This window comes from Streptomyces sp. BJ20 (assembly GCF_022869105.1).
Taxonomy (GTDB): Bacteria; Actinomycetota; Actinomycetes; order Streptomycetales; family Streptomycetaceae; genus Streptomyces; species Streptomyces griseoincarnatus.
In genome coordinates, this window is sequence record NZ_CP094918.1 from 6,759,833 (window position 1) to 6,779,777 (window position 19,945).

Below are 19,945 nucleotides of genomic sequence, written 5' to 3' on the forward strand. Positions count from 1 at the left end.
CCAGAGTCGTCGTCGGTCACTTACCAGACGGCTCTTTCTATCACCCGGCACCGACACGCCACCGGGCCGCGTCCTCCCCTGTTCCCAAGGGAGGACCGGCCTGTGATGCGCCCGTTACGTGCCTTCACGCCCTCTTCACGCGGCGCGCGCTCCCCGCACGCAGGCGCGTGACGCGGCTCGCGCGCCGGTCAGGCGTCCTCGGCGAGTTCCAGCCAGCGCAGCTCCAGTTCGTCGCGCTGACCGGCCAGGTCCCGCAGCTCGGCGTCCAGTTCGGCCACCTTCGCGAAGTCCGTGGCGTTCTCGGCGATGGCGGTGTGGAGGGTGGCCTCCCTGGCCGAGATCTTGTCCAACTGGCGTTCGATGCGCTGGAGTTCCTTCTTCGCGGCGCGCTGGTCGGCGGCGCTCTTCTCGGAGGTCGCGCCGCGGGCCGGTGCGGCGGCCTGGGCGGAGGCGGCGGCGGCCTCCTCCATGCGCTTGCGGCGCTCCAGGTACTCGTCGATGCCACGCGGCAGCATCCGCAGGGTGCCGTCTCCGAGCAGGGCGAAGACCCGGTCGGTGGTGCGCTCGACGAAGAACCGGTCGTGGGAGATCACGATCATGGAGCCGGGCCAGCCGTCGAGGAGGTCCTCGAGCTGGGTCAGGGTCTCGATGTCGAGGTCGTTGGTGGGCTCGTCGAGGAAGAGGACGTTGGGCTCGTCCATCAGCAGCCGCAGCAGCTGGAGACGGCGCCGCTCACCGCCGGAGAGGTCCCCGACGGGCGTCCACTGCTTCTCCTTGTTGAAGCCGAACGTCTCGCAGAGCTGGCCGGCGGTCATCTCGCGGCCCTTGCCGAGGTCGACGCGCTCGCGCACCTGCTGCACGGCCTGCAGCACCCGCCAGGTGGGGTCGAGTTCGGCGACCTCCTGCGACAGATAGGCCAGCTTGACGGTCCTCCCGACGCGGATGTGCCCCGCCACGGGCTGCGTCTCGCCCTCGCTGCGGGCGGCCTCGGCGAGCGCGCGCAGCAGGGAGGTCTTGCCGGCGCCGTTGACGCCGACCAGGCCGATGCGGTCGCCGGGTCCGAGCTGCCAGGTCACGTGCTTCAGCAGCACCTTGGGCCCGGCCTGGACGGTCACGTCCTCCAGGTCGAACACGGTCTTGCCGAGCCGCGAGGAGGCGAACTTCATCAGCTCGCTGCTGTCGCGCGGCGGCGGCACGTCCGCGATCAGCTCGTTGGCGGCCTCGACACGGAAGCGCGGCTTGGAGGTGCGCGCGGGGGCGCCGCGGCGCAGCCAGGCCAGCTCCTTGCGGACGAGGTTCTGCCGCTTGGCCTCCTCGGTGGCCGCGATGCGCTCGCGCTCGGCGCGGGCGAAGACGTAGTCGGAGTAGCCGCCCTCGTACTCGTGGACGACGCCGCGCTGCACGTCCCACATGCGGGTGCAGACCTGGTCGAGGAACCAGCGGTCGTGGGTGACGCAGACGAGCGCGGAGCGGCGGTTGCGCAGGTGCTCGGCGAGCCAGGCGATGCCCTCGACGTCGAGGTGGTTGGTCGGCTCGTCGAGGACGATCAGGTCCTGCTCCTCGATGAGCAGCTTGGCCAGCGCGATGCGGCGCCGCTCGCCGCCGGACAGCGGTCCGATGACGGTGTCGAGCCCCTTGGGGAAGCCGGGCAGGTCGAGCCCGCCGAACAGTCCGGTGAGCACGTCACGGACCTTGGCGTCGCCCGCCCACTCGTGGTCGGCCATGTCGCCGATGACCTCGTGCCGGACGGTCGCCCCGGGGTCGAGCGAGTCGTGCTGGGTGAGTACGCCGAGCCGCAGCCCGCCGGAGTGCGTCACCCGCCCGGTGTCGGCCTCCTCCAGCCGGGCCAGCATGCGGATCAGCGTGGTCTTGCCGTCCCCGTTGCGCCCCACGACCCCGATCCGGTCCCCCTCGGAGACGCCGAGCGAAATCCCGTCCAGCAGCGCACGCGTGCCGTACACCTTGCTGACGTTCTCGACATTGACCAGATTGACGGCCATTTTGCTCCTGCCCGGTGGATCGATCAGCTTTCCAGCGTAGGCCCTGCCGGGGGGCGGTCGTGACGCGAGGAGATGGTCACCCTTTGTGATGACGTGATCGGAAACGGGCGGCTACGGTAAGGGGCAGGCAGCAGGATCCCGTCCATGGGAGGAATCATGACCGCCGAACCCGTGAAGCACCGCGTCCGGTGGCCGGTGCCGCCGCAGGACGGCTACACCGTGGACGACCTGTTCACGCTGCCCGATCTCCCGCCGCACACCGAGCTGATCGACGGGAGTCTGGTTTTCGTGAGTCCGCAGCGTCGCTTCCACTTCCTTGTGATCGACCTCTTGGTCAACGGACTGCGCAGCTGCCTGGGCCCGGAGTTCAGTGTCGAGCGGGAGATGGCCGTGATCCTGGACAAGCGCAACGGCCCCGAACCCGATGTCAGTGTGGTGCGGGCCGATGCCGTCACCGGGCTGGACCAGACCAGTTTCCAGGCTGAGGACGTCCTGCTCGTCGTGGAGGTGGTCTCACCCGATTCGGAGTCCCGCGACAGGACGACCAAACCACTCAAGTACGCCCTCGCGGGAATCCCGAACTACTGGCGCGTGGAGCAGGACGGAACCAACGGCCGTCCCCTCGTCCATGTCTACGAGCTCGACCCGATGACGCAGTCCTACGTGCACATGGGCGTGCACCGCGACCGGATCAAGGTCGACAAGCCTTCCGCCATCGCCATCGACCTGAGCCCGGTGGAAGTGCGGCCCTGAGCCCTTCAGACCACCGTGGCCCCCGCCACCGGCCCCGACGCCGTGCGTACGTCTCGGCAGGTGCCGGAGGTTCGCAGCGCCGCCGCGACGGCCTCCGCCGCCTCCGCGTCCCGCGCCAGGAACGCCGTCGTCGGCCCCGACCCCGACACCAGCGAGGCCAGTGCCCCCGCCGCGCGCCCCGCGGCCAGCGTGTCCGCCAGCTCCGGGAACAGCGACAGCGCCGCCGGCTGAAGATCGTTGGACACGGTGGCCGCGAGCGCTTCCGCATCACCCTTGGCGAGCGCGCCGAGCAGCTCCTGCGAAGCCACCGGCTCCGGGATCTCCCGCGCTTCCGCCAGCCGGTCGAACTCCCGGAACACCGCCGGTGTGGACAGCCCCCGTGTGGCCATCGCGAACACCCACTGGAAGGCGCCCCCGGTCTCCAGCTCCGTCAGCCTCTCGCCGCGCCCGGTGCCGAGCGCGGCCCCTCCCACCAAGCTGAAGGGCACGTCGCTGCCCAGCTCGGCGCAGATGTCGAGGAGTTCCTCGCGCGAGGCACCCGTCCCCCACAGCGCGTCGCAGGCCAGCAGCGCGCCGGCGCCGTCCGCGCTGCCGCCGGCCATGCCGCCCGCGACGGGGATGTCCTTGGCGATGTGGAGGTGCACGTCAGGTGTGCGGCCGTACCGCTCGGCGAGGGCCAGGGCGGCGCGGGCGGCGAGGTTGGTGCGGTCGAGGGGGACCTGTGCGGCGTCCGGCCCCTCGCAGGTGATGCGCGGTCCGTCCGGCGACGGGGTGGCGGTCACCTCGTCGTACAGGCCGACCGCGAGGAAGACGTTGGCCAGCTCGTGGAAGCCGTCGGGGCGCGCCGCGCCGACCGCGAGCTGGACGTTGACCTTGGCGGGGACGCGGACGGTGACGCTCACTGCGGGCCCCGCTCCTTGTGCTCGGTGTCCTTGTGCTCGGTGTCCTTGTGCTCGGCGATGCGCGCGAACTCCTCGACGGTCAGCGACTCGCCCCGCGCCTGCGGCGAGACGCCCGCGGCGACCAGCGCCGCCTCGGCCGCCGCGGCCGAGCCCGCCCACCCGGCGAGGGCGGCGCGCAGCGTCTTGCGGCGCTGGGCGAAGGCCGCGTCGACCACGGCGAACACCTCGCGCCGGGTCGCGGTGGTCTTCAGCGGCTCCGCGCGCCGCACCAGCGACACCAGGCCGCTGTCGACGTTCGGCGCGGGCCAGAAGACGGTGCGGCCGATGGCCCCGGCCCGCTTCACCTCGGCGTACCAGTTGGCCTTGACCGAGGGCACGCCGTACACCTTCGAGCCGGGGGCGGCGGCGAGCCGGTCGGCGACCTCGGACTGGACCATCACCAGCGTGCGCTCGATGCTCGGGAAGGTCTCGAGCATGTGCAGCAGCACGGGTACGGCCACGTTGTAGGGGAGGTTGGCGACCAGCGCGGTCGGCGCCGGTCCTGGCAGCTCGGTGACGTGCATCGCGTCGGAGTGGACCAGCGCGAACCGGTCGGCGCGCTCCGGCATGCGGGCGGCGACCGTGGCGGGCAGCGCCCCGGCCAGCACGTCGTCGATCTCCACCGCGGTGACCCGGTCGGCGGCCTCCAGCAGCGCCAGCGTGAGCGAGCCGAGTCCGGGGCCGACCTCGACGACGACGTCGTCGGGGCGTACCTCGGCGGTGCGCACGATACGGCGGACCGTGTTGGCGTCGATGACGAAGTTCTGGCCGCGCTGCTTGGTGGGCCGTACGCCGAGGGCGGCCGCCAGTTCGCGGACGTCGGCGGGGCCCAGGAGGGCGTCGGGGGTGGGGCTGGTCACGGGACAAGGGTACGGGGCGCGCGGGCACGCCCCGGTCGCCGCCGGTGCCGTCACCCGCGCAGCCGGGCCCCGCAGTGCGGCCAGGCGGCGGCGCCGCTGCGGACGTACAGCCGCTTCGCGCGGTACGTCTGCTCCGCCGGGGGCGCGTCCTGGGGGCGGCCGGCGCCGCCGAGGTCGCGCCAGGTGCGGGTGTCGAACTGGTACAGCCCGCCGTACGTGCCCGACGGGTCGGTGACGTCGGGCCGGCCACCGGACTCGCACCGCGCGAGCGCGTCCCAGTCCAGCGTGTCCGCGCCGCGCACGGACATCGGGACGGGCCGGGTGCCGACCCGTACCCGGCGCGCGACGGGTTCGCGCACCACGTCCGTGCTCAGCAGCCGGGGCCGCTGCCGGACCCCGTTGACGGTGCGCTGCGCGTAGGTGAGGCGGCGCAGCCCCGGCCGCCCGGCGCGGTCGACGACCACCGTGCCGTGGGCCAGCGCGGGGTCCTCGATGCGTTCCTCGGTGAACGGGATCTCCTCGTCGCGGACCTCCGTGCCGTCGGTGATGCGCAGCACGGTGACGGTCTGGCCGTCGCGCGGGAAGCTGCCGGGGGCGACGGAGGTGGTGTCGCGTCCGCGCAGGGTGACCCCGGCCTGGTGCACGGCCTCCCGCACGGTCGCGGCGTTGGTGCGGACGGTGCGCGCCCGTCCGTCGGCGAGGACGGTCACCGCGCGTTCGGTGCGGACCTCCACGGCGAGCCCGGCGGGTCCGACGGGGGTGCCGGGCGGGACGGACAGATGGGCGCCGGTGACCCGTACGCCGAGCCGCCGCAGCGCCCCGTGGACGGTGGCCGCGGTCGTCCACACCTGCTGCCGGGTCCCGTCGAGGGTGAGCAGCAGCGGACGCGCGTGGCGCACCTCGACCGTGTCGCCGTCCTCCAGGGCGGTGCCGGGGGCGGGGCTGATCTCGTCGTGCGGCCCGGTGTGCACGCCCTCCTCGGCGAGCAGCCCGGTGACGTCGTCGGCGAAGGTGTGCAGGGTGCGGGGGCTGCCGTCGACGGTCAGCTCGACGCCTTTGTCCTCGGCGACGAAGGCGCTGGTGCCGCCCGCGAGGAACGCGACGACCAGCGCCTTCGGCAGCAGTCGGCGCGCGGCCCCGGCCCGTTCGGCGTACCGTCCGGGGCGGCGGTGCGCGGACCGCCTCGGCGCGGGGGCGGGTGCGCGGCGGGGCAGGGCGGGCACGGTCTCCGCCTCGTGGATGCCGCCGCACACGGCGTGCGTCGGACACGTCTTCTGATACGTCTCGAACCGCAGGGTGGTGCTCACGCCGACACGCTCCAGGGCTGGCCACGGGAACCCCCGAGGGGGCTCCCAGAACCTAGCCGAGCACCGGTCACTCCCCCAAGCGACACGACTACGGAACGTGCACGTGCCGCGGGTCCGTCAGTAGCCGAAGGCGCGCGCGGTGTTGGCGCCCAGCGCGCCGGCCAGCGCCTCCTCGTCGATGCCGCGCACGGCGGCCATGGCACGCACGGTGACCGGCACCAGGTAGGGGGCGTTGGGCCGGCCGCGGTAGGGCACGGGGGTGAGGAAGGGCGCGTCGGTCTCCACCAGGACCAGCTCCAGCGGGGCGACGGCCAGGGCGTCCCGCAGGTTCTGCGCGTTCTTGAAGGTGACGTTGCCGGCGAAGGACATGTAGTAGCCGGCGCGGGCGCAGATCTCCGCCATCTCCGCGTCCCCGGAGTAGCAGTGGAAGACGGTGCGCTCGGGGGCGCCCTCCTCCTTCAGCACGCGCAGCACGTCCGCGTGGGCGTCGCGGTCGTGGATCACGAGCGTCTTGCCGTGCCGCTTGGCGATCTCGATGTGGGCGCGGAAGGACCGCTCCTGGGCCTCCTTGCCCTCCTCACCGGTGCGGAAGTGGTCGAGGCCCGTCTCGCCGACGCCCTTGACCTGCGGCAGCGCGGCCAGCCGGTCGATCTCGGCGAGCGCCTCGTCCAGCGCCGCGTCCCCGCCGGGCTCACGGGCCCCTTGCCGCGACCAGCCTCCCCCAGCCCCAGAGGGCCGGGAGGTGCCCCCAGGATCCCCGTGGACTATGCGCGGGGCCTCGTTGGGGTGGAGCGCGACCGTCGCGTGGACCGCGTCGTACGCCGCGGCCGTCTCCGCCGCCCACCGGGAGCCCTTGAGGTCGCAGCCGACCTGCACCACGGTCGTCACTCCCACCGACGCGGCCTTGGCGAGGGCCTCCTCGACCGTGCCGGACTGCATGTCGAGGTGCGTGTGGGAGTCCGCGACCGGCACCCGCAGGGGCTCCGGAAGCGGCGGCGCGGCGTTCTTGTCTCGGTCGTCGACAGGCATGCCCCCGATCCTACGGAAGCGGCGCGGAGCCCTCCGGCGCCCAGGGCGCCTCCACCGGCCCGGCGGCCGGCACCCGGCGCTCCCGGTGGGCGGCGTCGCGGGCCGAGGCGACGCGGCCCGGGCGGAGGATCCGTACGACATGCCCGTCGCAGCTGCGGCAGGCGGGCCGGCTGAGCGGGGAGGGCACGATCCGGCCGTCCGCCACGTACAGCACGAAGGTGCGGCCGTCGGCGTCGACGTGGTGCTCTATCTCGTACGACTGCTCCCAGCCGTACCCGCAGCGCATGCAGGCGAAGGCGTACGCCTCGGTGACGACGGCGGTGGCGCCCGCGCGCAGTCCGCCCGGTCCGGGGATCTCGGTCATGCCGGCTCCTGTCGGTCCGCTGACGGGACGGGCCCGTGCCCGCCCCTTCGACCAGTGGACTCCCCGGCGGCCATGAGCACACGGGAACGGACGGAGTATTGGCGCCGAATTGGCCGTGGATTACCCGAACGTCCCGGACTCTTTACCGACGCCCTTCCTTCTCATGGCGAAGGGGCGACGTCCGGTCATGGCGAAGGGGCGGCGTCCGGCCGTCACCGCGCCCCGCCGTCTCGGACGTTCCCGGCGTTCTTCGCCGCCACCACCGCGTCGAAGACCTGCCGCTTCGGCAGCCCCGCCTCGGCCGCGACCGCCGCGATGGCCTCCTTGCGCCGCTCGCCCGCCTCCTCGCGCACCCGCACCCGGCGTACCAGCTCGGCGTCGTCGTACTCCTCGGGGCCCTTCTCGGGGGCGCCCTCGACGACCACGGTGATCTCCCCGCGCACGCCCTCCGCCGCCCAGGCGGCCAGCTCGGCGAGCGGCCCGCGCCTGATCTCCTCGTAGGTCTTGGTCAGCTCGCGGCAGACGGCGGCCCGGCGCTCACCGCCGAACACCTCGGCCATCGCGGCGAGGGTGTCGTCGAGGCGGTGCGGGGCCTCGAAGTAGACGAGGGTGCGGCGCTCGTCCGCGACCTCCCGCAGCCGGCCAAGACGCTCCCCCGCCTTGCGGGGCAGGAACCCCTCGAAGCAGAAGCGGTCCACGGGCAGCCCGGACAGGGCGAGCGCGGTGAGCACGGCGGACGGCCCGGGCACCGCGGTGACCCGGACGTCCCGCTCGACGGCCGCGGCGACCAGCCGGTAGCCGGGGTCGGACACGGACGGCATGCCCGCGTCGGTGACGAGCAGCACGCGCGCGCCGCCGGCCAGCTCCTCGACCAGTTCGGGCGTACGGGCGGTCTCGTTGCCCTCGAAGTACGACACGATCCGCCCCTTGGGGGTGACGCCGAGCGCCTGGGTCAGCCGGCGCAGCCGCCGGGTGTCCTCGGCGGCGACGACGTCGGCGCCGGCGAGTTCCTCGGCGAGCCGGGGCGGCGCGTCGGAGATGTCGCCGATGGGGGTGCCTGCGAGTACGAGGGTTCCGGTCACGCGTCCATCCTCCCAGGAGCGGACGGAGGCGGGGCATACCGCCCATGCGCGGGACTCACACAGCGCCGTTCCCTACGATGGCGCGGTGACCAGTACCGCGTCCTCCCCGGACACCCGCCAGGAGCAGTCGCCGCTCGAGCAGCGGCAGACGTGGCAGCACCGGCTGCGGCGTTTCGGCCACCGCCCGTCCGCCGTCAGGGGCGACGTCCGCGACCGCCTGGTCCCGCCGTACACCGAGCCCTCGGGCCGGCTGTGGAAGACGCTCGGTGTGCCGCCGCTGCTCGCCGACCGTTTCGTCCGCTGGTCGGGGTGGGGCGGTCCGCTGCTGGTGACGCTGGTGGCGGGGGTGCTGCGGTTCTGGAACCTGGGTCACCCCAAGGCGGTGATATTCGACGAGACGTACTACGCGAAGGACGCGTGGGCGATCGTCCACCGCGGGTTCGAGGTGAACTGGGACAAGGAGGTCAACCGGCTCATCCTGGACTCGGGCGGCAACGTCCCGATCCCGACGGACGCCGCGTACGTCGTCCATCCGCCGGTCGGCAAGTACGTGATCGGTCTGGGCGAGCTGATCTTCGGCTTCGACCCGTTCGGCTGGCGGTTCATGACGGCGCTGCTCGGCACCCTGTCGGTGCTGATGCTGTGCCGGATCGGGCGGCGGCTGTTCCGCTCCACGTTCCTCGGCTGCCTCGCGGGCGCGCTGATGGCGGTGGACGGGCTGCACTTCGTGATGAGCCGCACCGCGCTGCTCGACGGCGTGCTGATGTTCTTCGTGCTGGCGGCCTTCGGGTGTCTGCTGATCGACCGGGACAAGGCCCGCGGGAAGCTGGCCGCCGCGCTGCCTGTGGACGCCGACGGGCGGGCCCGCCCGGACGTGGACGTCGCCGAGAACACCCGGATCGGATTCCGGCCGTGGCGTCTCGCGGCGGGCCTGATGCTGGGCCTGGCGATCGGCACCAAGTGGAACGGCCTGTACGTCATGGCCGCGTTCTGTGTGATGTCCGTGCTGTGGGACGTCGGCGCGCGCCGGGTCGCGGGCGCGGTGCGGCCCCGGCTGGCGGTCCTGAAGCGGGACCTGGGCTGGGCGTTCCTCTCGACGGTTCCGGTGGCGGTGTTCACGTACTTCGCGTCCTGGATCGGCTGGATCCTCTCCGCGACGGACGGCAGCGGCGGCTACTACCGCGACTGGGCCACCCGCGACGGGCGGGGGAGCGACTGGTCGTGGCTGTTCCCCGACTGGTGGCGCAGCCTGTGGCACTACGAGAACCAGGTGTACGAGTTCCACGTCGGCCTGTCCTCACCGCACACGTACGAGTCCAACCCGTGGAGCTGGATCGTCGCAGGCCGCCCGGTGTCGTACTTCTACGAGTCGCCCGCGCCCGGCGTGGACGGCTGCCCGGTGGACGCGGGCGAGAAGTGCGCGCAGGAGGTCCTCGCCATCGGCACGCCGATGCTGTGGTGGGTGGGCTGCCTGGCGCTGCTGTACGTGCTGTGGCGGTGGGCCTTCCGCCGCGACTGGCGCGCGGGCGCGATCGCCTGCGGCATCGCCGCGGGGTACGCCCCCTGGTTCTTCTACCAGGAACGCACCATCTTCTACTTCTACGCGATCGTCTTCCTGCCGTTCCTGTGCCTGGCGGTGGCGATGCTCCTGGGCGCGATCGTCGGCCCGCCCCGCTCCACGGACACCCGCCGCGTGGCAGGAGCGACAGCGGCGGGCGTCCTCACCCTCCTGGTCGTCTGGAACTTCATCTACTTCTGGCCGATCTACACGGGCACCCCGATCCCGATCGACGACTGGCGCTCGCGGATGTGGCTGGACACGTGGGTCTAGCCCTCCGGGCCCTCCGACCGGGGCGCGGTGCCCCCTCGGGTGCGGGTCTCTTTGGGACAACGATCCCTTGCTCCCGCCCCGTTGGGCGCGGGCAGCCCGTAGGGTTCGGGGCGTGCCGGGCTTTTGAACGTGTTCAGACGGCGCGGGGGTCCGGCCGGGGAGGAATGCCCGATGGGCAAGGGGGTCAAGGTCGCCGTCGTCGGCGGCGTGTTCGCCGTGATGGTCGGCGGAGCGGGGTACGGGGCGTACAACATCGTCTCGGCGATCGGCGGGGGAGGCGGCGGGGGCGGCTCCAGTGCCGCGGACACGCCCAGGTCGGGGCCGCCCGACGAGGACGAGGTGCGCGAGACGACCGAGGCGTTCCTCGGCGCCTGGGAGAAGGGGCGGGCCACGCAGGCCGCCTCGTACACGAACAACGCGCAGGACGCGGGCGCGTTGCTGGCCGCGTACGGCGAGGAGGCGCGCATAGGGCGGGTCGACATCACGCCGGGCGCCCCGCGCGGCGCCACCGTGCCGTTCACGGTGAAGGCGACCGTATCCGCCGACGGCGCCTCCAAGCCGCTGCGTTACACCAGCACCCTGACGGTCGTGCGCGGGCAGACCACCGGCCGCGCGCTGGTCGACTGGGAGCCGTCCGTCGTCCACCCGGATCTGAAGGACGGGGACACCCTCGTCACCGGGGAGTCCGCGCAGCCGCCCATCGAGGCGGTGGACCGCGACGGCACCGTGCTGACGAGGGAGAAGTACCCCTCCCTGGGGCCGGTGTTGGACACTCTGCGGCAGAAGTACGGCGACAAGGCGGGCGGCAGTCCGGCCGTCGAGCTGTCGATCCGGCACGCGACCGACGAGGCGGACACCCCGCTGCTCACCCTCGCCGACGGCGAGCCGGGCAAGCTGCGCACGACGCTCAGCGCCGGGGTGCAGGCGGCCGCCGAGAAGGCGGTGAAGGACTTCCCGGAGTCCTCGGTGGTGGCGCTGAAGCCGAGCACCGGCGAGGTCCTGGCGGTGGCCAACAACCGCGGCGACGGTTTCAACGCGGCCTTCCAGGGCCAGGTCGCCCCCGGCTCCACCATGAAGATCATCACTGCCGCGATGCTCATCGACAACGGCGTGACCTCCATGAACGGCCCCGCGCCCTGCACGGACACCGCGGTCTGGAAGAGCCAGACCTTCAAGAACCTCACCGGCATGGAGCCGAACGAGGGCGCCACCCTCGCCAACAGTTTCCTGCGGTCCTGCAACACGGCCTTCATCAAGCTGATCGACGAGGAGCCGGTCGACGACGCCTCGCTCACCCGGGAGGCACAGGAGCGGTTCGGGCTCGGCCGGGACGACTGGAAGACCGGCATCGCCTCCTTCGACGGCAGCGTGCCGGCGTCCGGCGGCCCGGACCGGGCGGCGAACGCCATCGGTCAGGGCCAGGTGCAGATGAACCCGCTGAACATGGCCTCGGTGACGGCGACCGCCGTCACGGGTGCGTTCCGTCAGCCGTATCTGGTCTCCCCCGAGCTGGACGGCCGTCAGCTGGCGCAGGCGAAGGGCCTGTCGTCGGAGACGTCGGCCCAGCTCAAGGAGATGATGCGGCTCACCGCCACCCAGGGCACCGCGCAGAAGGCGATGTCCGGCCTGGGCGGTGACATCGGCGCGAAGACCGGTTCCGCGGAGGTCGACGGCAACGCCACGTCGGACAGCTGGTTCACCGGTTTCCGCAACGACGTCGCGGCGGCCGCGATGGCCCAGCAGGGCGGCCACGGCGGCGACGCGGCGGGGCCGATTGTCGCAGCCGTGCTACGAGCGGGCGGCTGAGCGCACGGCCCGTCGGGCGGGACTTTAGGGTGGGGGCCGTCGTCGGCGTGGCTGCGCCGACGGGGCCTTGACTCGATCGAGAGCCACGCGGGCCGCGGGGGGCCGGGGCGGGGCACGGAGGACGGACACCAGTGGGGAACAGAGGGCGCGCCGGGGAACGGCGGAACATGAGACCGGTCGTGATCGGCGCGGCGATGGTCGTGCTGACGGGCGGTGCCGGCTACGGCGCGTACGCACTCGTCGAGGGCGCGGGGCGGGACGGCGGGGACTCCGCCTCCCAGGCGGAGACCGTGAAGTCGGGCCCGCTGACGGCCGACGAGGTCACCGCCGCCGCCGAGACGTTCCTCACCGCCTGGCAGTCCGGGCAGGTCGCCGAGGCCGCCGCCGCGACCGACGACCCGGTGGCCGCGAAGGCGGCGCTCGCCTCGTACGTGAAGGACGCCCGCGTCCGTGACCTCGCCCTCACTCCGGGCGCCCCCGCCCGGGATTCGGTCACCTTCGCCCTCAAGGGCACGGTGTCGTACGAGCAGACGACGAAGCCGCTGACGTACGACAGCACGCTGACGGTGGTGCGGCGGGCCGGGGACGGGGAGCCGCGCGTCGACTGGCGGCCGTCCGTGCTGCACCCGGAGCTGCGGGAGGGCGACAAGCTGGTCACCGGCGAGGCCGGCACCCCGCCGGTGAAGGCGCTGGACCGCGACGGCGGTGAGCTGACCACCGAGAAGTACCCGTCACTGGGGTCCGTCCTGGACGGGCTGCGCGAGAAGTACGGCGAGAAGGCGGGCGGCGAGGCCGGCGTCGAGCTGCGTGTGGTGCGCGGCGAGGCGTCCAAGAAGGCGGAGCTGGCCGACACGACCCTGCTGGAGCTGAGCGAGGGCACGCCGGGCACGGTGAAGACCACGCTGAGCCCGTCCCTGCAGGCGCTCGCCGAGGCCGAGGTGGCGAAGCGGAAGCGGGCCTCGGTGGTGGTGGTGCGGCCGTCGACGGGCGAGATACTCGCGGCGGCGAACTCCTCGCGCGGCTTCAACGTCGCCTTCCAGGGGTCGCTGGCGCCGGGCTCCACGATGAAGGTGGTCACCTCCTCGATGCTGATCGAGAAGGGCCTCGCGTCGATCGACAAGAAGCACCCGTGCCCCAAGTACTTCAGCTACGGCGGCTGGAAGTTCCAGAACCTGGACAAGTTCCAGATCAAGGACGGCACGTTCCGCGCGAGCTTCGCAGCCTCCTGCAACACGGCCTTCATCAGCCAGGCCCCGAAGCTGGAGGACGACGACCTCACCCAGCACGCCCAGGACTACTTCGGGCTGGGCCGCAACGACTGGAAGGTCGGGGTGTCCACGTTCGACGGCGCGGTGCCCGTGCAGTCGAAGGCCCCGATGGCCGCGTCGCTGATAGGCCAGGGCGGGGTGCGGATGAACCCGCTGAACATGGCGTCGGTGTCGGCGACGGTGAAGGCGGGTGTCTTCCACCAGCCGTACCTGGTCTCGCCGGAGGTCGACGGACGTCAGCTGGCGACCGCTCCGCGCACCCTGTCCGCGGGCACGCTCGCGCAGCTGCGGGAGCTGATGTCGTACACCGCGACCGCCGGCACCGCCACGGAGGCGATGGCCGGGGTGGACGGTGAGCGCGGCGCGAAGACGGGCTCGGCCGAGGTGGACGGACAGAAGAAGCCGAACGGCTGGTTCACCGCGTACCGCGGCGACCTGGCGGCGGCCGCCGTCGTCCAGTCCGCCGGCCACGGCGGCTCCACGGCGGGCCCGGTCGTGGCGGCCCTGCTGAAGGCGGGCGGCTGAGAGACCCGGGGCGGTCCCCCGCCCCGGGCGGCATGCTACGGGGGCGCCCCGCGCCCTTCGGCGGAGGCGACCGGGCCGCCGCCGGTGCCGGTGCCGGTGCCGGACAAGCGACCGTACCGGACAGGCTGCCGTACAGGACAGGCGCCTGTACCGGACAGGGCTGCCGTACCGAAAAGGCCGCGCTGTACCGGACGGCCGCCGTACGGACCGGCGGGCGCCTTGCTTCGGCCGGTCACCGGGCATGGTCCACCGTTTCCGAGCCCGGCCGCCGACTGTCCGGCGGCCCGCCACCCCGTCATGCCGTGCTGACAGCCGGGGAGGCCCGCCTCGCCGGGGTGCGGCAGGTACCAGGCGCGTGTCTGTGGCCGCGGGCGCGCTCGCGGGGCGGTGCGGCCGGCATGGGCGGACGGGCATGCGGCCGACGCGGGCGACCCGGCGCACGGCGTCCGTGGCCTGCCGCCTGCCGCCCGAGCAGTCCTCCGCCCGAGCAGTCCTCCGCCCGAGCAGTCCTCCGCCCGAGCAGTCCTCCGGCCGGGCGGTCAGTGGGGGACCGGCTGGGCCGTCGTCGTGTGGGTGAGGCGGAGGAAGCGGGACAGGGTCTTGCTGTCGAACTCGACCACCGAGTGGCCCTGGCCCGTGTGGAACTCCACCACCGCCTGCACCCGGCCGCACGGCCAGACCCGTATGCCGCCGCTGTCCACGGGCGCCTTGAGGCCGTGTTCCAGCAGGTCCCGGTCGACGACCCATTCGAGCGGCCGCGTCCCGGGCAGGTCCACCCGGACGTGGCGGGGGTCGTGCTCGGGGTCGTACCGCAGCACCACGGGGACCGCCCCGTGACTCTCCAGCAGGGGATCCTCATCCGTCACGATGTGGACTCGCGCGTACTGCTCGATCACGGACATCGGTGGGCCCCTTACGCTGCGTCGTACGCCCCGGCAAGGCATCCATGGCTTATCAGCCGTTTACCCACCCCCGTCCCATCGTGCACCCAAATCGGAATCCGCGCTTCCGAGCGGCCTATATCACAGATGAGGTAGACGGAACGTACGACGAGACGTAGAACAAGCCACTCGCTCTTGCGAAAGGTTCGCAAGAGGACACATCATCGGGTCCGTGCACGCACCTGACGGATTCATCGACGTCCCCGTATCCGCCGCCGCCGGCGTCCTCGCCGCCGGCACGATCGCCGTGAGCCTGCGCGGCGCGCGCCGCGAGCTCGACGACACCGCACGCCCCGGCGCGAGCGGCGGCGCGGAGCGCACCGCCCCGCTGGCCGGGCTGGTCGCGGCGTTCATCTTCGCCGTGCAGATGCTGAACTTCCCGGTGGCCGCCGGCACCAGCGGCCACCTCCTCGGCGGCGCCCTCGCCGCGATCCTCGTCGGCCCGTACACGGGTGTGCTGTGCGTGTCCGTGGTGCTGATGCTCCAGTCCGTGCTGTTCGCCGACGGCGGCCTCACCGCGCTCGGTGTGAACATCACCACCATGGCCATCACCACCACCGTGGTGGCCTACGCGCTGTTCCGCGGCCTGGTGAAGGTGCTGCCGCGCTCCCGCCGCTCGGTGACCGCCGCCTCCTTCGTGGCGGCCCTGGTCTCCGTCCCGGCCTCCGCGGTCGTCTTCACGCTGCTGTACGCGGTGGGCGGCACCACCGACGTGTCGATCGGCAAGGTCGCCACCGCGATGGTCGGCGTGCACGTCCTCATCGGCCTCGGCGAGGCCGCCATCACCGCGCTGACCGTCGGCGCGGTGATCGCCGTACGCCCCGACCTGGTGCACGGCGCGCGCGGGCTGGGTCAGAAGCTGAAGCTGCGGGTGAACGGCGAGTTGGTCGACGCCCCGGAGACCGCGGAGCCCGTCCCGGCCGCCGCGCGCTCCCCGCGCAAGGTCTGGATCGCCGGCCTGGTCACCTCGCTGATGCTCGCGGGGTTCGTGAGCTTCTACGCCTCGGCGAACCCGGACGGCCTGGAGAAGGTCGCCGCCGACCACGGCATCGACAAGCAGGCGGAGGAGCACGCGGTCGCGGACTCCCCGCTCGCCGACTACGGCGTGAAGGACGTCGACGACGCCCGGCTGTCCGGCGGCCTCGCGGGCGTGATCGGCGTCGGCGTGACGGTCGTGGCGGGCACGGGCGTGTTCTGGGCGGTCCGCCGCCGGCGCGCCGCCGACGAGCGGGCGGAGGACACCTCCCCCGCCGGCACGAGCGTCTGACGTGGGCGCGGGTCACTCCCACCGGCTCTACCGGCACGGCCACTCCCCCGTGCACGCCCTGCCGCCGCACACCAAGCTCGCCGCGGTGCTCGCCTTCGTGATCGTGGTCGTGTCCACGCCGCGCGAGGCGATGTGGGCGTTCGGCGCGTACGCCGTGCTGCTCGCCGCGGTCGCGTACGCGGCGCGTGTGCCGGCCGGCTTCCTGCTGAAGCGGCTGCTGATCGAGGTGCCGTTCGTCGCGTTCGCCGTGCTGCTGCCGTTCGTCGCCGAGGGCGAGCGGGTCGACGTCCTCGGGCTGTCGCTGAGCGTGAACGGCCTGTGGGGCGCCTGGAACGTGCTGGCCAAGGGCACCCTCGGCGTCGCCGCGTCCGTCCTGCTCGCCGCCAACACCGAACTGCGGGAGCTGCTGCACGGCCTCCAGCGGCTCAAGCTGCCGCCGCTGCTGGTGCAGATCGCGTCCTTCATGGTCCGCTACGGCGACGTCATCACCGACGAGATGCGCCGCATGCGGATCGCCCGCGAGTCCCGGGGCTTCGAGGCGCGCGGGATACGGCACTGGGGCGTGCTCGCCAAGTCGGCGGGCGCGCTGTTCATCCGCTCCTACGAACGCGGCGAGCGCGTCCATCTGGCGATGGTGAGCCGCGGCTACACCGGGGTCGTGCCGGTGATCGACGAGGTGGCGGCGTCCCGGGCGCAGTGGTCGTACGCCCTGGCCCTCCCCTGCGCCGCCCTCGTCGTGTGTCTGCTGGGATGGACCCTGTGAGTACTGCTTCCCTGGAGGTCTCCGGCCTCGCGTTCGCCTACCCCGACGGCCATCAGGCCCTGTTCGGCGTGGACTTCACCATCGGGCGCGGCGAGCGGGTCGCGCTGCTCGGGCCGAACGGCGCCGGCAAGACCACCCTGGTCCTGCACCTCAACGGCATCCTCACCGGCGGCGCGGGCACCGTGCGCGTGGCCGGCCTGGAGGTCGGCAGGCGGAACATGGCGGAGATCCGGCGCCGGGTCGGGATCGTCTTCCAGGACCCGGACGACCAGCTCTTCATGCCGACGGTGCGGGAGGACGTGGCGTTCGGTCCGGCGGCGGCCGGGCTGAAGGGGGCCGAGCTGGAGGCGCGCGTGGACCGCGCCCTGGAGCGGGTCGGCATGGCGGAGTTCAAGGACCGCCCGCCGCACCACCTCTCCTTCGGGCAGCGGCGCCGGGTGGCCGTGGCGACCGTGCTCGCGATGGAGCCGGAGATCCTCGTCCTGGACGAGCCGTCCTCCAACCTCGATCCGGCGTCCCGCCGTGAACTGGCCGACATCCTGCGCTCGTTGGACGTCACCGTCCTGATGGTCACGCACGACCTGCCGTACGCGCTGGAGCTGTGCCCGCGCGCGCTGGTCCTCAGCGACGGGGTGATCGCGGCGGACGGCCCGACGGGGGACCTGCTCGCCGACGACGGCCTCATGCGGGCGCACCGCCTGGAACTGCCGTACGGCTTCGACCCGCGTTCCGTGCCGGCACCGCCCGGCCGTGGGTGACGGGCGCGCCGCGCCCCGGAATCGCAGGCGCGGCGGTGTGGTTGCTCCCACTGTCGCAGGCGAGTGGAAGGAACGACGGGACATGGGCGTCGAAGTGCACGGCACGGTGGCCGGCGGTTGGGAACCGGTCCGGGAGGCGTTCGCCCGGAACTTCGAACGGCTCGGGGAGCGGGGGGCGGCGCTCGCCGTGTACCGGGACGGGCATCGGGTCGTGGACCTGTGGGCCGGGACGAAGGACGTCGACGGCGACGCGCCCTGGCAGCGGGACACCGCGCAGGTCGTGCGGTCGGCGACGAAGGGGGTCACGGCCGCCGCGGTGCTGATGCTGCACGAGCGGGGCCTGCTCGACCTGGACGCGCCGGTCGGCCGGTACTGGCCGGAGTTCAAGGCGCACGGCAAGGAGGGCGTGCTGGTCCGGCACGTCCTCGGGCACCGCGCGGGCCTCCCCGTGCTGGACCGTCCGCTGAGCTTCGCCGACGCCACCGACCCGGTACGGGCCGCCGAGGCGGTCGCCGCGCAGGCCCCCGTGTGGGAGCCGGGCACCGACCACGGCTACCACGCGCTGACGTACGGCTGGCTGGTGGACGAGCTGGTGCGCCGGGTGACCGGGAAGGGCACCGGGGAGTGGATCGCGTCCGAGATGGCGGCTCCGCTGGGCCTGAACCTGTGGGTGGGCCTTCCGGCCTCCGAGGCGCACCGCGTCGGGCGGGTCGGCAAGGTCGCGGCGCCCGAGCCGTCGGGGGCGCTGCGCGCCCGGCCCAAGCGGTCGGTCACCGCCGCCTACACCGACCCGGACTCCCTCACCCGCCGCGCCTTCGCCGCGATCCACCCGTCCCCGGACCACAACGACCCCGCCTTCCACGCGGCCGCCCTGCCCGCCGCCAACGGAATCGCGACGGCGGACGGGCTGGCCCGCTTCTACGCGTCACTCACCGGCCCGGTCGACGGGGTGCGCCTGCTCTCCCCGGACACGGTGGAGCGCGCCCGCGCGCAGGAGTCGGCGGGTCCCGACCGTGTCCTGGTGGTCGGCACCCGCTTCGGGCTCGGCTACATGCTGCACGGCAGCGCCTCCCCGCTCCTGGCCCCGGGCTCCTTCGGCCACCCCGGCCGCGGCGGCTCCCTCGGCTTCGCCGACCCGGAGTCCGGCGTCGCCCTCGGCTACGTCACCAACGGTTTCCGCAGGACGGTCACCGCGGATCCCAGGGCCCAGGCGCTGATCCGCGCGGTTCGGGAGGGCGTGCGGCTGCCCCCGGACGCGCCTGGCCGTGCCTAGGGACCTTTCGTTCGGATCAGGCCGGGCTCGCGGGCCCTGGCACCGCGCCTCGCCGCGTTGTCGTCGGTTGTCAGGGCTCCGCCCTGCCGCCCTCCTCCGCCTTGCGACGCACGGCACCGGACCCCGGCCTTGCGACGCACGGCACCGGACCCCGCTCCCTGATCCGGCCTGATCCAAACGAGAGACCCTAGACGTGGATCGGGTGCGAGACGCGGCCGGACGCGTCGTCGATCTCGCGGTGCGCCTTGTCGAGCATCTGCATGGCGAGTTCGTTGAGGGCCCGGGCGCCGGCGATCTCCTCCCCGACCCGCGGCTGATTGGAGTCGGTGTAGTGCCGGGACGCGTGCCCGTGGGCGCGCACCTCGGACCCGTCGGGCAGCCTGACCATCGCGACCGCGCGGGTGTGCTGGTCGTCCTCGACGAACTCCATCTCGATGTGCCATCCCACTGCGGTGTGCATCATGACGGATCACCTCCGGATGTCCTCTGATTCCAGGGTGCGCCTTCAGCTCACCCGCCGCACGCGCCCGTGCGGCGCTGCGCGGCTCCATCCGGCCTGTCGCCGGTGACCGCGGGGTGTCTCACCACCGCGGTCACCGGAGGCCTCACGCCTCGTGTTCGCGGACGTCCACCAGCGTGGCGCCCGCGTGGGTGATCAGGTCCTTCGGGGGCATCGGGAAGACCGCGTAGGGGGTGCCTGCCGCTGCCCAGACCACGGGGTGGTCGAGGAGGGAGCGGTCCGCGAGGACGCGGGTGCGGGTGCGGTGGCCGAAGGGGGGTACGCCGCCGATGGCGTACCCGGTGGTCTCGCGGACGACGTCGGCCTTGGCGCGGGTGACCCGCCCCGCGCCGAGTTCCTCGCGGACCCGGTCGAGGTCGACGCGGGACGCGCCGTCCATCAGGACCAGGACCGGGTCGCCGTCGGCGGCGAAGATCAGGGACTTGCAGATCTCGCTGAGCTGGCAGCCGACCGCCGCCGCTGCCTCCGCGGCGGTGCGGGTGGCGTCCGGGAAGCGGCGGACCTGGCCGACCACGTCCTCGAGGCCCAGTTCGCGCAGGGCCTCGGCGAAGCGTGGGTGGGCTGCGAAGCCTTCGTCTCCGGTGGCTGAAGTGGTCATGCGGGGCACCGTAACCGCCGGAACCCGGCGCACGCGACCTCGTTCCGGGCGGCGGACAC

18 protein-coding genes are annotated in these 19,945 nt (G+C 73.2%); 8 read left to right on the forward strand and 10 right to left on the reverse strand.

Going from position 1 to position 19,945, the window contains the following annotated elements:
- Window positions 1-188 precede the first annotated feature (188 nt).
- A complete protein-coding gene (locus MTR79_RS30320; protein ID WP_244792508.1) occupies window positions 189-2,000 on the reverse strand; it encodes an ABC-F family ATP-binding cassette domain-containing protein in 1,812 nt (603 codons plus the stop codon).
- Between the two features lie 156 nt (window positions 2,001-2,156).
- Here MTR79_RS30320 and MTR79_RS30325 point away from each other — a divergent pair, with 156 nt between their 5' ends.
- Window positions 2,157-2,753: a Uma2 family endonuclease gene (locus MTR79_RS30325; protein ID WP_114874355.1), complete on the forward strand. Its 597-nt coding sequence runs from the start codon at window positions 2,157-2,159 to the stop codon at window positions 2,751-2,753.
- 5 nt (window positions 2,754-2,758) lie between these two features.
- On the opposite strand, the gene MTR79_RS30330 is transcribed toward MTR79_RS30325, so the two are convergent.
- The 6 genes from MTR79_RS30330 to rsmI form a co-directional block, all read right to left on the reverse strand.
- Entirely contained in the window at window positions 2,759-3,655 is an 897-nt protein-coding gene (locus MTR79_RS30330) for a 4-(cytidine 5'-diphospho)-2-C-methyl-D-erythritol kinase (protein WP_189364986.1), read from the reverse strand.
- Window positions 3,652-4,554: a 16S rRNA (adenine(1518)-N(6)/adenine(1519)-N(6))-dimethyltransferase RsmA gene (gene rsmA, locus MTR79_RS30335; RefSeq protein WP_244792510.1), complete on the reverse strand. Its 903-nt coding sequence runs from the start codon at window positions 4,552-4,554 to the stop codon at window positions 3,652-3,654. Before rsmA ends, MTR79_RS30330 begins: the two co-directional genes overlap by 4 nt.
- A 50-nt stretch (window positions 4,555-4,604) precedes the next feature.
- Complete coding sequence (locus MTR79_RS30340) at window positions 4,605-5,861, reverse strand: resuscitation-promoting factor (RefSeq protein WP_280518377.1); 1,257 nt, start codon at window positions 5,859-5,861, stop codon at window positions 4,605-4,607.
- 117 nt (window positions 5,862-5,978) lie between these two features.
- Window positions 5,979-6,890, reverse strand: coding sequence for a TatD family hydrolase (locus MTR79_RS30345; RefSeq protein ID WP_244792512.1), 912 nt, complete (start codon window positions 6,888-6,890; stop codon window positions 5,979-5,981).
- Window positions 6,891-6,900: 10 nt separating this feature from the next.
- Complete coding sequence (locus tag MTR79_RS30350; protein ID WP_086703202.1) at window positions 6,901-7,254, reverse strand: hypothetical protein; 354 nt, start codon at window positions 7,252-7,254, stop codon at window positions 6,901-6,903.
- Between the two features lie 212 nt (window positions 7,255-7,466).
- Window positions 7,467-8,336 (reverse strand): 16S rRNA (cytidine(1402)-2'-O)-methyltransferase, encoded by an 870-nt coding sequence (gene rsmI, locus MTR79_RS30355; protein ID WP_086703203.1) that lies wholly within the window; start codon window positions 8,334-8,336, stop codon window positions 7,467-7,469.
- Window positions 8,337-8,421: 85 nt separating this feature from the next.
- Here rsmI and MTR79_RS30360 point away from each other — a divergent pair, with 85 nt between their 5' ends.
- From MTR79_RS30360 to MTR79_RS30370, 3 genes are all read left to right on the forward strand, one after another.
- Window positions 8,422-10,167: a phospholipid carrier-dependent glycosyltransferase gene (locus MTR79_RS30360; RefSeq protein ID WP_086703205.1), complete on the forward strand. Its 1,746-nt coding sequence runs from the start codon at window positions 8,422-8,424 to the stop codon at window positions 10,165-10,167.
- Window positions 10,168-10,338: 171 nt separating this feature from the next.
- Window positions 10,339-11,973, forward strand: coding sequence for a penicillin-binding transpeptidase domain-containing protein (locus MTR79_RS30365; RefSeq protein WP_189364982.1), 1,635 nt, complete (start codon window positions 10,339-10,341; stop codon window positions 11,971-11,973).
- 167 nt (window positions 11,974-12,140) lie between these two features.
- The gene (locus MTR79_RS30370; RefSeq protein ID WP_244792514.1) at window positions 12,141-13,766 is read left to right on the forward strand and encodes a penicillin-binding transpeptidase domain-containing protein; all 1,626 of its coding nucleotides are present in this window, start codon (window positions 12,141-12,143) and stop codon (window positions 13,764-13,766) included.
- A 539-nt stretch (window positions 13,767-14,305) separates the two neighbouring features.
- Here the strand turns inward: MTR79_RS30370 and MTR79_RS30375 are convergent.
- Window positions 14,306-14,668, reverse strand: a complete 363-nt coding sequence (locus tag MTR79_RS30375) for an SsgA family sporulation/cell division regulator (protein ID WP_086703336.1) — start codon at window positions 14,666-14,668, stop codon at window positions 14,306-14,308.
- A gap of 211 nt (window positions 14,669-14,879) precedes the next feature.
- Here MTR79_RS30375 and MTR79_RS30380 point away from each other — a divergent pair, with 211 nt between their 5' ends.
- The 4 genes from MTR79_RS30380 (at window position 14,880) to MTR79_RS30395 (ending at window position 18,768) form a co-directional block, all read left to right on the forward strand.
- A complete protein-coding gene (locus MTR79_RS30380) occupies window positions 14,880-15,974 on the forward strand; it encodes an energy-coupling factor ABC transporter permease (RefSeq protein WP_244792516.1) in 1,095 nt (364 codons plus the stop codon).
- A 1-nt stretch (window position 15,975) separates the two neighbouring features.
- Window positions 15,976-16,737, forward strand: a complete 762-nt coding sequence (gene cbiQ, locus MTR79_RS30385; RefSeq protein WP_244792518.1) for a cobalt ECF transporter T component CbiQ — start codon at window positions 15,976-15,978, stop codon at window positions 16,735-16,737.
- Complete coding sequence (locus tag MTR79_RS30390) at window positions 16,725-17,495, forward strand: ABC transporter ATP-binding protein (RefSeq protein ID WP_048457391.1); 771 nt, start codon at window positions 16,725-16,727, stop codon at window positions 17,493-17,495. Before cbiQ ends, MTR79_RS30390 begins: the two co-directional genes overlap by 13 nt.
- An 82-nt stretch (window positions 17,496-17,577) precedes the next feature.
- Window positions 17,578-18,768 (forward strand): serine hydrolase domain-containing protein, encoded by a 1,191-nt coding sequence (locus tag MTR79_RS30395; RefSeq protein ID WP_244792520.1) that lies wholly within the window; start codon window positions 17,578-17,580, stop codon window positions 18,766-18,768.
- Between the two features lie 187 nt (window positions 18,769-18,955).
- Here MTR79_RS30395 and MTR79_RS30400 read toward each other — a convergent pair whose 3' ends face one another.
- Complete coding sequence (locus MTR79_RS30400; RefSeq protein WP_048457393.1) at window positions 18,956-19,231, reverse strand: DUF1876 domain-containing protein; 276 nt, start codon at window positions 19,229-19,231, stop codon at window positions 18,956-18,958.
- A 142-nt stretch (window positions 19,232-19,373) separates the two neighbouring features.
- Window positions 19,374-19,886 carry a YbaK/EbsC family protein gene (locus MTR79_RS30405; protein WP_244792522.1) on the reverse strand — a complete coding sequence of 171 codons (513 nt, stop codon included), beginning with the start codon at window positions 19,884-19,886 and terminating at the stop codon, window positions 19,374-19,376.
- Between the last annotated feature and the right edge of the window lie 59 nt (window positions 19,887-19,945).

Excerpts from the sequence above, each read along its gene's own strand:
- MTR79_RS30320 (WP_244792508.1), bottom strand. The coding sequence starts at position 2,000 with ATGGCCGTCAATCTGGTCAATGTCGAGAACGTCAGCAAGGTGTACGGC.
- MTR79_RS30325 (WP_114874355.1), top strand. The coding sequence starts at position 2,157 with ATGACCGCCGAACCCGTGAAGCACCGCGTCCGGTGGCCGGTGCCGCCG.
- MTR79_RS30345 (WP_244792512.1), bottom strand. The coding sequence starts at position 6,890 with ATGCCTGTCGACGACCGAGACAAGAACGCCGCGCCGCCGCTTCCGGAG.
- MTR79_RS30350 (WP_086703202.1), bottom strand. The coding sequence starts at position 7,254 with ATGACCGAGATCCCCGGACCGGGCGGACTGCGCGCGGGCGCCACCGCC.
- MTR79_RS30365 (WP_189364982.1), top strand. The coding sequence starts at position 10,339 with ATGGGCAAGGGGGTCAAGGTCGCCGTCGTCGGCGGCGTGTTCGCCGTG.
- MTR79_RS30370 (WP_244792514.1), top strand. The coding sequence starts at position 12,141 with ATGAGACCGGTCGTGATCGGCGCGGCGATGGTCGTGCTGACGGGCGGT.
- MTR79_RS30375 (WP_086703336.1), bottom strand. The coding sequence starts at position 14,668 with ATGTCCGTGATCGAGCAGTACGCGCGAGTCCACATCGTGACGGATGAG.
- MTR79_RS30390 (WP_048457391.1), top strand. The coding sequence starts at position 16,725 with ATGGACCCTGTGAGTACTGCTTCCCTGGAGGTCTCCGGCCTCGCGTTC.
- MTR79_RS30395 (WP_244792520.1), top strand. The coding sequence starts at position 17,578 with ATGGGCGTCGAAGTGCACGGCACGGTGGCCGGCGGTTGGGAACCGGTC.
- MTR79_RS30400 (WP_048457393.1), bottom strand. The coding sequence starts at position 19,231 with ATGATGCACACCGCAGTGGGATGGCACATCGAGATGGAGTTCGTCGAG.
- MTR79_RS30405 (WP_244792522.1), bottom strand. The coding sequence starts at position 19,886 with ATGACCACTTCAGCCACCGGAGACGAAGGCTTCGCAGCCCACCCACGC.